The 12842-nt window shown below is 75.2% G+C and carries 11 protein-coding genes; 7 read left to right on the plus strand and 4 right to left on the minus strand.

Annotated elements, in window-relative coordinates; genetic code table 11:
• Window position 1: 1 nt before the first annotated feature.
• Window positions 2–910 carry a phosphatase PAP2 family protein gene (locus EDF32_RS07095; protein WP_233565781.1) on the plus strand — a complete coding sequence of 303 codons (909 nt, stop codon included), beginning with the start codon at window positions 2–4 and terminating at the stop codon, window positions 908–910.
• Window positions 911–1022: 112 nt separating this feature from the next.
• Window positions 1023–3845 (plus strand): type I DNA topoisomerase, encoded by a 2823-nt coding sequence (gene topA / locus EDF32_RS07100; RefSeq protein ID WP_123307829.1) that lies wholly within the window; start codon window positions 1023–1025, stop codon window positions 3843–3845.
• A 4-nt stretch (window positions 3846–3849) separates the two neighbouring features.
• On the opposite strand, the gene EDF32_RS07105 is transcribed toward topA, so the two are convergent.
• Both EDF32_RS07105 and EDF32_RS07110 read right to left on the minus strand, forming a co-directional pair.
• On the minus strand, window positions 3850–6474 hold the full coding sequence (locus EDF32_RS07105) for an ABC transporter permease (protein ID WP_123307830.1): 2625 nt from the start codon (window positions 6472–6474) through the stop codon (window positions 3850–3852).
• A 30-nt stretch (window positions 6475–6504) separates the two neighbouring features.
• Window positions 6505–7230, minus strand: a complete 726-nt coding sequence (locus EDF32_RS07110) for an ABC transporter ATP-binding protein (RefSeq protein ID WP_123307831.1) — start codon at window positions 7228–7230, stop codon at window positions 6505–6507.
• 70 nt (window positions 7231–7300) lie between these two features.
• Here EDF32_RS07110 and EDF32_RS07115 point away from each other — a divergent pair, with 70 nt between their 5' ends.
• The 3 genes from EDF32_RS07115 to EDF32_RS07125 are packed head-to-tail and all read left to right on the plus strand — an operon-like array spanning window position 7301 to window position 9808.
• Window positions 7301–8326: a Gfo/Idh/MocA family protein gene (locus tag EDF32_RS07115; RefSeq protein WP_199734850.1), complete on the plus strand. Its 1026-nt coding sequence runs from the start codon at window positions 7301–7303 to the stop codon at window positions 8324–8326.
• A 25-nt stretch (window positions 8327–8351) separates the two neighbouring features.
• Window positions 8352–9413, plus strand: a complete 1062-nt coding sequence (locus EDF32_RS07120; protein WP_123307833.1) for a Gfo/Idh/MocA family protein — start codon at window positions 8352–8354, stop codon at window positions 9411–9413.
• 32 nt (window positions 9414–9445) lie between these two features.
• Window positions 9446–9808: a DUF2200 domain-containing protein gene (locus EDF32_RS07125; protein WP_123307834.1), complete on the plus strand. Its 363-nt coding sequence runs from the start codon at window positions 9446–9448 to the stop codon at window positions 9806–9808.
• On the opposite strand, the gene EDF32_RS07130 is transcribed toward EDF32_RS07125, so the two are convergent.
• Together EDF32_RS07130 and EDF32_RS07135 are read right to left on the minus strand one after the other, a co-directional pair.
• Window positions 9803–10480, minus strand: a complete 678-nt coding sequence (locus EDF32_RS07130) for an HAD-IA family hydrolase (RefSeq protein ID WP_123307835.1) — start codon at window positions 10478–10480, stop codon at window positions 9803–9805. The genes EDF32_RS07125 and EDF32_RS07130 overlap by 6 nt on opposite strands.
• A gap of 23 nt (window positions 10481–10503) precedes the next feature.
• A complete protein-coding gene (locus tag EDF32_RS07135) occupies window positions 10504–10881 on the minus strand; it encodes a pyridoxamine 5'-phosphate oxidase family protein (protein WP_123307836.1) in 378 nt (125 codons plus the stop codon).
• Window positions 10882–11015: 134 nt separating this feature from the next.
• Between EDF32_RS07135 and tmk the strand changes: the two genes are divergently transcribed.
• Window positions 11016–11705, plus strand: a complete 690-nt coding sequence (gene tmk, locus EDF32_RS07140; protein ID WP_370449946.1) for a dTMP kinase — start codon at window positions 11016–11018, stop codon at window positions 11703–11705.
• A complete protein-coding gene (locus tag EDF32_RS07145; RefSeq protein WP_123307838.1) occupies window positions 11702–12838 on the plus strand; it encodes a DNA polymerase III subunit delta' in 1137 nt (378 codons plus the stop codon). The genes tmk and EDF32_RS07145 overlap by 4 nt, the downstream gene beginning before the upstream one ends.
• The last annotated feature ends 4 nt before the right edge of the window (window positions 12839–12842 follow it).

Genomic DNA, 12842 nt, shown 5'->3' on the forward strand with positions numbered 1-12842 from the left:
CGTGATCTCGGCCCCCGCCGGGCCGTCGGAGACGTCCCTCGTGCGGCGCCCGGAGGTGGCGCGCGGGCCGCGCGTCGTCGCGGCCGTCGTCGCGCTCGCGGCGCTCGTGGGCGTCTGGCTGGTCTGGCGCTACTTCGTGGAGACGTACGCCGGTCAGCGCCTCGACCAGATGGCGTTCGACGGCGCCACGTACGGCCAGGGCCGGCTGTGGTCGTACGCCGAGCCGGTGCTGGACGTCGTGTCCGTCTCGTTCGTGGTCGTGGGCATCGCCGCGGCGATGGGCATCGCGCTGCTGCGCCGCCGCTGGGGCCTCGCGCTCCAGGTCGCGTTCCTCGTCGCCGGGGCGAACGTGACCACGCAGGTGCTCAAGCACACGGTCCTGCACCGGGACAACCTGGTGGGCGGGTACTCCTACGAGAACACGCTGCCGAGCGGGCACACGACGGTCGCGGCGTCCGTCGCCGTGGCGCTGCTGGTCGTGGTCCCGCGCGGGGTGCGCCCGCTCGTGGCGACGCTCGGCGCCGCCTACGCCGCGCTGACCGGCGTCTCGACGCTGGTCGGCCAGTGGCACCGCCCGAGCGACGCGGTCGCGGCGGTCCTCGTGGTGGTGGCGTGGGGCGGGATCGTGCTCGCCTGCACACCACGCTCGGGCCTCGACCCGGTGCCGCCGCACCAGGGCCGGGTGGGTCCCGTGTCGTGGGCGACGGCGGGCCTGCTCACCATCGCCGGGGTCGTGGCCCTGGCGGCCGCGCGCTGGTCGGCGGTCCAGGTGCTGGGCTCCTCGGACGCGGCCCGCCCGACGGTGACGGCCTACGTCGGGGGCGCGTTCGGCGTCGTCGGCGCGACCGCGCTGGCCTTCGCCGTGCTGCTCGTGCTGCGCCAGGCGACCGCCTGTCCGCGCGTGGGGTAGCGTCACCGGTCCACAGGGCGGCCGCGAGGCGGTCCGCCGCTTGCGGCCGTGGCGTAACGTCGTTGACTGCCGCGCGCCGACCGCGCGCCGAACGTGAGGGAAGCAGGTACGGATGTCCGCAGGACGCAAGCTCGTGATCGTGGAGTCGCCGACCAAGGCGCGCAAGATCCAGGGCTATCTCGGCGACGACTACGTGGTCGAGGCGAGCGTCGGGCACATCCGCGACCTGCCCCAGCCGTCCGAGCTGCCCGCGGACATGAAGAAGGGCCCGTACGGGAAGTTCGCGGTCGACGTCGACAACGGGTTCGACCCGTACTACGAGGTCTACGGCGACAAGAAGAAGAAGGTCGCCGAGCTGCGGCGCGAGCTCAAGGACGCCGACGAGCTCTACCTCGCCACCGACGAGGACCGCGAGGGCGAGGCCATCGCGTGGCACCTCATCGAGGCGCTCAAGCCCAAGGTCCCGGTCAAGCGGATGGTCTTCCACGAGATCACCCGCGAGGCCATCGCCCGCGCGCTGGAGAACACCCGCGAGCTCGACACGGACCTCGTCGACGCCCAGGAGACGCGGCGCATCCTCGACCGGCTCTACGGCTACGAGGTCTCCCCGGTGCTGTGGCGCAAGGTCCGTCAGGGCCTGTCCGCCGGGCGCGTGCAGTCCGTGGCGACGCGGCTCGTGGTCGAGCGCGAGCGCGAGCGGATGGCGTTCGTCGCGGCGGAGTACTGGGACGTCACCGGGACCTTCGAGCTCGCGGACCCGGGGCACGACGACGCGGGCAAGGCGTTCGGCGCGCGGCTCGTCGAGCTGGGGGGATCGCGCGTGGCCGCGGGCCGCGACTTCGACGACCGCGGGCAGCTCAAGGCGGCCGCGAAGGGCGTCGTGCACCTCGACGAGGCGACGGCCCACGGCGTCGTCTCCGGGCTCGCCGACGCGACGTTCACGGTGCGCAGCCTCGAGACCAAGCCGTACACGCGCCGCCCGGCCGCGCCGTTCACGACGTCGACCCTCCAGCAGGAGGCGAGCCGCAAGCTGCGCATGTCGTCGCGCCAGGCGATGCGCACGGCGCAGGCGCTGTACGAGAACGGGTACATCACCTACATGCGCACCGACTCGCCGTCGCTGTCGAGCGAGGCGACGGACGCCGCGCGCCGGCAGGCCGCCGAGCTCTACGGGGCGGACTTCGTCCCGCAGAAGCCCCGCGCCTACGCCTCGAAGAGCAAGGGCGCCCAGGAGGCGCACGAGGCGATCCGCCCCGCCGGGGACTCGTTCCGCACCCCGGCCCAGGTGGCGCGCGAGATCAGCGGCGACCAGTTCCGGCTCTACGAGCTGATCTGGAAGCGGACCGTCGCCTCCCAGATGGCCGACGCGAAGGGTTCGACGGCGTCGGTCCGGGTCGTGGCGCCCGTCGCAGGACCGGACGCGCGCGGCGACGCGGTCTTCGCGGCGTCGGGCACCGTCATCACGTTCCGCGGCTTCCTCGCCGCGTACGAGGAGTCCTCGGACGTGGACCGCTACGCGCAGGACGCGCCCGCGGCGTCGGGCGGGAGCGGCGCGGCCGGGAACGGCAAGGGCGGCGGCGAGCAGGCCGAGGCGCGCCTGCCCCGGATGGCCGAGGGCGACGCCCTCGCGGCCGACGGGCTGAGCGCGGACGGCCACTCGACGTCCGCTCCGCCGCGCTACACCGAGGCGAGCATCGTCAAGGCGCTCGAGGAGCTCGGGATCGGACGCCCGTCGACGTACGCGTCGACGATCTCGACGATCATGGACCGCGGGTACGTCCTCACCCGCGGGCAGGCCCTCGTGCCGAGCTGGGTCGCCTTCGCCGTGGTGCGCCTGCTCGAGGAGCACTTCGGACGGCTCATCGACTACGACTTCACCGCGGCGATGGAGGCCGACCTCGACGAGATCGCGGCCGGCGCCAAGGACCGCGTCGAGTGGCTCGACCAGTTCTACCGGGGCGACGGCAGCGGCACGGCCGCCACCGGGGGCCTGCGCGGGCTGCTCGAGGGCCTCGGCGACATCGACGCGCGCGGCATCAACTCCATCCCGCTCGGCGAGGGCATCCAGCTGCGGGTCGGCCGGTACGGCCCGTACGTGGAGGACCTCTCGGTCGAGGTGAAGGAGGGCGAGAACCCTCCGCGCGCCACGGTGCCCGACGACGTCGCGCCGGACGAGCTGACCCTCGCCAAGGCCCGCGAGCTCCTCGCCGCGGGGGCCGACGACGGCAAGGAGCTGGGCACCGACCCGGCGACGGGCACGACGATCGTCGCGCGCTCGGGCCGCTACGGCCCGTACGTGACCGAGCTGCTCGACCTCCCGCCCGTCGACCCGAGCCTGTCGGCCGCCGCGCAGAAGCGGGCCAAGGCGGCCCAGCCGAAGCCCCGCACGGGCTCGCTGCTGTCCACCATGACGCTGGAGTCCGTCACCCTCGAGGACGCGCTGAGGATCCTCTCCCTGCCCCGGGTCGTCGGGACGGACCCGGAGACCGGCACCGAGATCACCGCGCAGAACGGGCGCTACGGGCCGTACCTGAAGAAGGGCACCGACTCGCGCACGCTGCCGGACGAGGAGTCGCTGTTCACCGTGACCCTCGACGAGGCGCTCGAGCTGTACAAGCAGCCCAAGCGCGGCCGCGGGCGCACGGCGGCGCCGCCGCTGCGCGAGCTCGGCCAGGACCCGGAGACGGACCAGCCGGTGGTCATCAAGGAGGGCCGCTTCGGCGCGTACATCACCGACGGCGAGACGAACCGGACGCTGCCGCGCGAGCTGACGCCCGACTCGGTCACACCGGAGCGCGCGTTCGAGCTGCTCGCGGAGAAGCGCGCGCAGGGGCCCAAGAAGAAGCCGGCGCGCAAGGCCCCGGCCACGAAGCCCGCGGCCAAGAAGCCGGCGGCCAAGAAGCCCGCCGCGACGAAGGCGGCCGCGAAGAAGTAGCGGCTCAGTCGGTCGTCACCGCGTCGAGCACGGGCAGGCGGGCGGCCCGGATCCCGGGCCAAACGCTCGCCACGAGGCCGATGACGACCGCGCCGCCGAGCACGGCGAGGACCTGGCCCCAGGGCACGGCGAGCGTCGTCAGGCCCTGGTCGGCGAGCACGCCGGGCAGGGCCGCGCCGATCCCGATCCCCACGGCCGTGCCCAGCGCGGTGCCGTACACCGAGATGAGCACCGCCTCGATCGCGATGGTCCCGGCGAGCTGGAGCCGGCCCAGCCCGACGGCGCGCAGGAGCCCGATCTCGCGCGTGCGCTCGATGATCGACAGCGCGAGGGTGTTGACGATGCCGAGGAGCGCGATGACGACCGAGAGGGCGAGCAGCGCGTAGAGGATGTTCAGCACGCGCGTGACCTGGTCGGCGAACGAGGACGCGACCTCCTCCGGGTCGAGCACGGAGAGCACGAGGTACGGCTGCACGGCGGCGACGAGCCCGTCGCGCAGCGCCTCCGGCCGGGTGCCGTCGGCCGCGGTCACGTACACGACCCGGAGCGACTGCTGACGCTCGGGGACCAGGGCGTCGAGCACGTCCTGGGGCACGACGACGTCGGACGTGACGACCTGGCTGTCGATCACCGCGCCGACGACGAGGTCCCGCGTGCCGCCGCGCAGGGAGACGGTGTCGCCGACCGCCCAGCCGTGGTCGCGCGCCGCGAGGCGGCGGACCACGGCCTGCCCGTCGGCGAGGGCCGCCGCGGGGTCCCCCTCGACGGTCACCGGGTCCAGCGCGCGGCCGAAGAAGCCGGGCCGCACGCCGGCGGCCGAGACGCCCGCGGGAGAGGCGCCTGCCCCGCCAGACCCGTCAGATCGGCTCCTGAGCTCGAGCGTCGCCAGCCTCACCGGGTCGGTCTCCCCGACGCCGGGCACGGCCGCGACGGCGTCCGCGGCGCCGGCGGGCACGGTGAAGGTCGCGGAGTCCACGAGGTAGTCCGCGGCCATCTCCTGGTCCACGATGGACCGGACCGAGGCGTCCGCGGACGCGGCGATCACCCCCGTGACGCTGACCAGCGCCATGCCGATCATCAGGGCGCCGGCGGTGTTCGCGGTGCGGCGCGGCATGCGGGTGACGTTGCCGCGGGCGAGGCGCCCGAGCGGGCGCAGCGGCAGGACCGGCCACGCGAGCACCGCGAGGACGGGCCGCGCGAGCGCGGGGGAGAGCACCAGCGCGCCGACGAGCACGCCCGCCGCGCCCGCCGCGAGCACCCAGCGCGGGTCGAGGTCGTCGAGGAGGCCCAGGCCGGTGGGCGTCTCGTCGGTCGAGGAGCCGAGGGCGGCGGCGAGGACGAGCAGGGCGGCGCCGAGGAGGGTGACCGCGGCACCGACGACGGCGGGGGTGGCGACGGAGCGCTCCGGGCGGACGTCGTCCCGCATCGCCTGGACCGGCGGGACCGTCGCGGCGCGCCGGGCCGGGACGCTCGCGGCCGCCAGGCTCACCCCGACCCCGCCCGCCACCGCGACGGCGAGCGGCACCGCGCCGAGCGGCACGCTCCCGGCGAGCTCCATGCCGCGGGCGGCGAGCACCCGCTGGATCAGGACGACCAGGCCCGCGCCGGAGACGATGCCGAGCGCGGAGCCGAGGACCCCGACGACCACGGCCTGCGCGAGGATCGAGCGGAACACCTGCTGCGGCGAGGCGCCCAGGGCGCGCAGGAGCGCGAGCTCGCGCATCCGCTCGCGCACGGACATCGCGAACGTGTTGGTGATGATGAAGGCGCCGACGAACAGCGAGATCGCGGCGAAGACCAGCAGGAACGTCTCCACGAAGCCGAGGATCTGCTCGACGCCCTCGCTCGCCTCGTCCCGGGCCTCGTCCCCGGTGACGACCTGGGCGTCGTCGGGCAGCGTGGGCGCGAGCGCGGCCACGAGCTGCTGCTGGCTCGTGCCCGGGTCCGCGTAGACGGAGACCGACGGCACCAGGCCGTCGGGCGCGAAGGTGTCGAGGGCGGTGCGCTCGTCGACCCCCACGAGGATCGCCCCCGCGGGCGACGCCTCGATCGCGAAGGTCCCGGAGACGACGACGTCGCGCGGCTCGTCGCCCAGCACCACCTGCGTCCGGGCGCCGGTGGCGAGGCCGGAGGTCCGCGCGGCGGAGTCCTCGAGCGCGATCCGGTGGGGGCCGGACGGCCAGGTGCCGCTCGTCAGGCGGACTCCCGGGTCGCCGTCCTGCACGGCGAACGCGGTGCTCGGCGGCCCGGAGGTGATCACCGCGGTCCCGTCGGCGCCGACGAGGACGACGGAGCCCGAGACGTCGGGCTCGGCGCGGGCGACGCCGTCCGTGCGGGCCACGTCGTCGGCCAGGGCGACCGGGACGGGGGTGCGCGGCGTGCCGAACCCCGTGGCGGTGCCTCCGCCGCCCGTGCCGCCCTGCGCGGGCGCGTCCGCGAGCTCGTCGGCGCCGCGGACGTAGGCGTCGGCGCCGAGCGTGGTGGCGATGATGTCGTCGAACGTCGAGGAGAGCATCGAGCGGAAGGCGAACGCGCCCGTGACGAAGGCGACCCCCAGGGTGACGGCCAGGACGGAGAGCACGAACCGGACGAGGTGCGCGCGCACGCCGCGCAGCGCGACGCGGGTCACTGTGCGGCCGGGTTCACGGCACGGCCCGGCTCACAGGGCGAGCCCGCCGAGCGCGTCGAGGACGTCCTGCTGGGTCGGGTCCCGGAGGTCGCCCGCGAGGCGGCCGTCCGCCAGGAACACGACGCGGTGGGCGTAGGAGGCGGCCCGCGGGTCGTGGGTGACCATGACGACGCATCGGCCGAGCTCGTCGACGGAGCGGCGCAGGAACGCGAGGACCTCGGCCGAGGACGTCGAGTCGAGGTTGCCGGTCGGCTCGTCGGCGAAGACCACGGACGGGCGCGAGACCAGCGCCCGCGCGCACGCGACCCGCTGCTGCTGGCCGCCGGAGAGCTCGGCGGGGCGGTGGTGCAGGCGGTCGCGCAGGCCGACGGCGTCGACCACCTCGTCGAACCAGTCGCGGTCCACCGGGGCGCGGGCGATGTCGAGGGGGAGCGTGATGTTCTCCTCGGCCGTGAGCGTCGGCACGAGGTTGTAGGACTGGAAGACGAACCCGACGCGGGTGCGGCGCAGGGCGGTCAGGCGGCGCTGGGACATGCGGCTGATGTCCTGGCCGTCGACGACGATCGTGCCCTCCGTCGCGGTGTCGAGCCCCGCGAGGCAGTGCATGAGCGTGGACTTGCCCGAGCCCGAGGGGCCCATGACGGCGGTCAGGTGCGCGGCGTCGAGGTCGAGGTCGACACCGTCCAGCGCGCGCACGCGCGTGTCTCCTCGGCCGTAGACCTTGACGAGGCCGCGGGCGCTGGCACGGACGGTCATGGGTCATGGTCACCCGGCCGGGTCCCGCCCGCCAGGCGCGGGGCGCCGGCACGGGTCTAGCGTGAGACGCATGTCCGTCGTCTCCGTGCTCGATGCCGTGCCCGACCCGATGTCCGCGCCCCCGGTGCGCTGGGGGATCCTCGGGGCAGGCGCCATCGCGGGCTCGTTCGCGGAGGCGGTGCGCACCTCGACGGCGGGGAGCGTCGCAGCCGTCGGTTCCCGGAGCGCGGCGCGCGCGGCGGCCTTCGCCGAGCGGCACGCCCCCGGCGCCCGCGCGCACGGCTCCTACGAGGACCTGGTCGCGGACCCGGACGTCGAGGTCGTCTACGTCGCCACGCCCCACTCGCACCACCGCGACCACGCGCTGCTCGCGGTCCGGGCGGGCCGGCACGCGCTCGTGGAGAAGGCGTTCACCCGCAACGAGGCCGAGGCGGTCGAGGTGCTCGAGGCCGCGCGCGCGGCCGGGGTGTTCGTCATGGAGGCGATGAAGACCCGCCACCTGCCGCACGTCGCCGCGATCCGCACGATGGTCGCGCGCGGGGAGATCGGCGACGTCGTCTCCGTCTCGGGGAGCCGGGAGGCGGCGTTCGCCCACGACCCGGCCTCGCGGCTGTTCGACCCGGGGCTCGCGGGCGGCGCCCTGCTCGACGTCGGGGTGTACCCCCTCGCGTTCGCCCTCGACCTGCTGGGCGTGCCCGACGAGGTCGCGGCGACCGGCTTCCTCACGGACACGGGCGTCGACGCGCAGTCCACCGTGACGCTGCGGTACGGGACGCGCGCCGTCGCGACGGCGACGTCCTCGCTCCTGACCCGTACCCCGGCGTCGGTCACGATCGGGGGGACCTCCGGGTTCGTGCACGTGCCCGAGCACGCCTACGGCCCGACGGGGTTCACGGTGGAGTGGCACGACGGCGGGCGCAAGGAGTTCGACGGGTTCGCCCCGGACGGCAAGCAGTACGAGGCCGCGGAGGTGGCGCGGTGCGTCGCCGCGGGGGACCACGAGAGCACGCGCATGCCGTGGCAGGAGACGCTCGACCTGCTGCGGGTCCTCGACGCGGCCCGCGCCCGCCTCGGGGTGGTCTACCCCGGGGAGTGACGGGGGCGCGCGCTAGCGTGTCGCCATGACCGCCAGCCACAGCACCCCGAGCACACCCACCGCCGAGCGCGACGAGCTCCTGGGCTCCGTCCCCGACCCCGCGTCCGCGCCCCCGGTCCGCTGGGGGGTGCTGGGCGCCGGCTGGATCGCCGGGGTGTTCGCCGGATCGGTGCGCGAGGGGACGGCGTCGAGCGTCGTCGCGGTCGGCTCGCGCGACGCCGACAAGGCGCAGGCCTTCGCCGACGAGCACGCCCCGGGTGCGCGGGCGCACGGCTCCTACGAGGACCTGGTCGCCGACCCGGAGGTCGACGTCGTCTACGTCGCCTCGCCGCACTCGCACCACCACGAGCACGCGCTGCTCGCGGTCCGGGCCGGCAAGCACGTGCTCGTGGAGAAGGCGTTCACCCGCAACGAGGCCGAGGCCCGCGAGGTCCTCGACGCCGCCCGCGAGGCGGGCGTCTTCGTCATGGAGGCGATGTGGACCCGCTTCCTGCCCCACGTCGCCGCGATCCGCGCCGCGATCGCGCGCGGCGAGATCGGTGACGTCGTCAACGTCAGCGCCGCCCACGGTCAGGCCTTCCCGCTCGACCCGGGCCACCGCCTGTACGCGCCGGAGCTCGCCGGCGGCGCGCTCCTCGACCTCGGCGTGTACCCGATCGCCTTCGCCCACGACCTGCTCGGGGCGCCCGACGCCGTCACGGCCGTCGGCGCCCTGACGGAGACCGGGGTGGACGGGCAGGTGAGCATCGTGCTCTCCCACGGGCCGCGGGCGCAGTCGACGCTGCAGACCTCGCTCTGGGCGGTGGGGGAGAACGGCGCGGTGGTCACCGGTTCGCGCGGCCGCATCGAGGTCGACGGCTGGTTCTACACGCCGACCGGGTTCCGCGTGGTGCGCGACGACGGCGTGAGCTGGACCTACGAGGGCTTCGCGGGCGAGGGCAAGGAGTACGAGGCCGCCGAGGTCGCGCGCTGCGTCGCGGCCGGCCTCACCGAGAGCCCGCGGATGACGTGGGACGACACCCTCGCGATCATACGCACCATGGACGAGGTGCGCCGCCAGGTCGGGGTCGCCTACCCGGGGGAGTGAGCGGCCCGGCAGCACGAGAAGGAGGGGACGCCGTGGCGGGTCATCGGATCTTCGGCACGAGCTTCGCGAGCATCTACGCGCTCTACGCGGCGAAGGTCGAGCGCAAGGACCGCAGCAGGGAGGACCTCGACCGTGTCATCACGTGGCTCACGGGGTACGACGATGCCGGGCTGCGGCGCGCCATCGACGACGGGGCGGACCTCGAGGCCTTCTTCGCGCGGGCTCCGCGGATGAACCCGAACACGTCGCTCATCACCGGCGTGATCTGCGGCGTCCGCGTGGAGGACGTCGAGGACCCGCACATGCAGCAGATCCGCTTCATGGACAAGCTCGTCGACGAGGTGGCCCGCGGCAAGAAGATGGCGTCGATCCTGCGGGGGTCTGACCCGCTATGAGGCCGCGGAGGCCGCGGTGAGGCGGACGCCGTCGGGCCCGACGGCGAACCGGACGTGCGAGAGGTCCGGCACGACGGCGTCGGCGTCGAGCTCGTCGGCGGCGTGGGTGCCCAGCACGGCGAGCGTCGCGCACCCGGCCGCGCGCGCCGCGGCGAGCCCGGCGGGCGCGTCCTCGACGACGAGGCAGCGGCCGGGGTCGGCCCCGAGCGCCTCGGCGCCCCGCCGGAACGGCTCCGGGTCGGGCTTGCCGTGCACGACGTCGTCGGCGGTCACGACCCGCGCGGGTCGCGCGAGCCCCGAGGCGCGGAACCGCAGGGCGGCGAGCTCGCCCGTCGCGGAGGTGACGATCGCGGCACGCGCGTCGCCGAGGGCGGCGAGCGCCGCCGCGGCGCCGGGGCGCCCGGCGATGCCGCCGTCGTCCTCGAGCTCGATCCGGACGAGGCGCGCCACGGCGGGCTCGACCTGCTCGGCGGGCAGGAGCTGCGCGACGACCTGCCGCGCGGGGATCCCGTGCGGCACACGGAAGCCCGCCTCGTCGGGGACGTCGTGCTCGAGCACCCACTGCCGCCAGCTGCGCTCGACCGCGGGGACGGAGTCGACGAGCGTGCCGTCGAGGTCGAAGAGGATCGCGTCGAAGGTGCGCCCGGCGAGCGCGGAGAGGTCTGCAGGCATGCCCCCGAGCCTACGGGCGACGCTCAGCGCTCGAGATGGCGCCCGCTGACGACCTCCGGCGTGAGGCGCAGCCACACGGTCGTCGGCGCGTCCGACCACGTGCGCAGCCCGAGGTTCTCCGCCCGCGCGATCTCGTCGTCGTGGGTCAGCCGGCGGGCGCGACCCTTGACGACCACGCTCCATGCGTCGGTCTCGTCCCAGGAGTCGCACTCGAACGCGACGCGCTCGTTGATGGTCAGCTCGACGAGCTTGCTGCCCTCGGTGGTGCCGATGACGACGTCGCCCGCGTCGAGGACGAAGTTCACGGGGAAGATGTCCACGACCCCGGCGGCGCTGACGGCGAGGCGTCCGACCTCCTGCGTCGCGAGGAGCGTGAGGGGATCGGTGGTGACGGTGTCCATGGTTCCTCCGCCCGCGGGGCCCGGCGGTGGGCCCGGTCCGGGCCCCAGGTCCCGTCGGTCCTCGGGGTTCCCAGCCTAGCGGCGCTTGTGAAGGTTGTCACTAGGTGCCGGGTGTCGGACGCCGCGGCTATCGTGTGCGCGTGGACGCTGCCGGGTACTTCATCTCCTTCGAGGGCGGCGACGGCGTCGGTAAGTCGACGCAGCTGCGCCTGCTCGGCCGGTGGATCGGCGCCGTCACCGGCCGCGAGGTCGTGCTCACCCGCGAGCCGGGCGGCACGTCGCTGGGGCGCGTGCTGCGCGAGGCGGTGCTGCACGGCGAGCACGTGGACGCGCGCGCGGAGGCCCTGCTCTACGCGGCCGACCGCGCCCACCACGTCGCGACCCTCGTGCGTCCCGCGATCGAGCGCGGCGCCGTCGTGCTCACCGACCGCTACCTCGACTCGTCCATCGCCTACCAGGCCGCCGGCCGCGGGCTGGGTGACGACGGGGTCGAGCTGATCAACCGCTGGGCGGTCCAGGACCTCATGCCGCAGGCCACGGTCCTGCTCGACCTCGACCCCGCGGTCGCCGCCGCGCGGCGCACCGCCGCCCCCGACCGGCTCGAGCGCGCCGGCGCGGAGTTCCACCGCCGCACCCGCGAGGCGTTCCTGTCCCGTGCGGCGGCCGACCCGCGGCGCTGGCTCGTCGTGGACGCCGCCGGCGACGTCGAGGACATCCAGTCCCAGATCCGTGTGGACCTCGCCGCACGCCTGGACCTGACCCCGGTCGTGGACGAGGCCGTGCATGCCGGCCCGGACGAGCAGCGCGAGCAGGTCGAGCCGTGAGCGTCTGGGACGAGGTCGTCGGCCAGGAGCACGTCATCGACGTGCTGCGCGGCGCGGTCGCCGAGCCGCGCGCGATGACCCACTCGTGGCTCTTCACGGGCCCGCCGGGGTCGGGGCGCTCGGTCGCGGCGCGCGCGTTCGCCGCCGCGCTGCAGTGCGAGGCCGGCGGCTGCGGCGTCTGCCGGGCGTGCACGACGACGCTCGGCGGCTCCCACGCGGACGTCACGGTCGTCGCGACGGACAAGGTGACCATCGGCATCGACGAGGTCCGCGACCTCGTCGGGCGCGCCGCGCGCCGCCCGTCGTCGGGCCGGTGGCAGATCATCATCGTCGAGGACGCCGACCGCATGCTCGAGCGCACCACCAACGTGCTGCTCAAGTCGATCGAGGAGCCGCCCGCCCACACGGTCTGGATCCTGTGCGCCCCGAGCACCCAGGACGTGCTGCCCACCATCCGCTCGCGCTGCCGCTCCGTCGTCCTGCGCGTGCCGCCGGTCGAGGCGGTCGCGGGGCTGATCGAGCGCCGCGACGGCGCCGAGCCGCAGGTCGCGCTCGAGGCGGCGCGCGCCGCGCAGAGCCACATCGGGATCGCCCGCCGACTCGCCCGCGACCCCGAGGCGCGCGCCCGGCGCACCCAGATCCTCGAGATCGCCCGGGACATCCGCGGTGTGGGGGACGCCGTCGTCGCCGCCGGGCGGCTCGTCGCGGTCGCCCAGGCGGAGGCGAGGGCGGCGACCCAGGAGCGCGACGCCGCGGAGAAGGCCGAGCTCTTGCGGGCGCTCGGCGCCGATGCCGGGCAGACCCTGCCGCCCCGCCTGCGCTCGCAGGTCAGCGAGCTCGAGCGCGACCAGAAGCGCCGCGCCACGCGGTACCAGCGCGACGTCCTCGACCGCGCGATGCTCGACCTGCTCTCGCTCTACCGCGACGTCCTGCTCCTGCAGCTCGGCTCGGACGTCGAGCCCGTGAACACGGCGATGAGCGGGACGGTCCGGGCGCTCGCGGCCGACTCCGAGCCGCTGCAGACGCTGCGGCGCATGGACGCCGTCGGGCAGGCGCGCGAGCGCCTCGACGCGAACGTCGCGCCGCTCCTCGCGGTCGAGGCGATGACCGTGGCGCTGCGCCCCCAGGGGTGACGCG

Origin of the sequence: Cellulomonas sp. PhB143 (assembly GCF_003752595.1) — a bacterium.
Taxonomy (GTDB): Bacteria; Actinomycetota; Actinomycetes; order Actinomycetales; family Cellulomonadaceae; genus Paraoerskovia.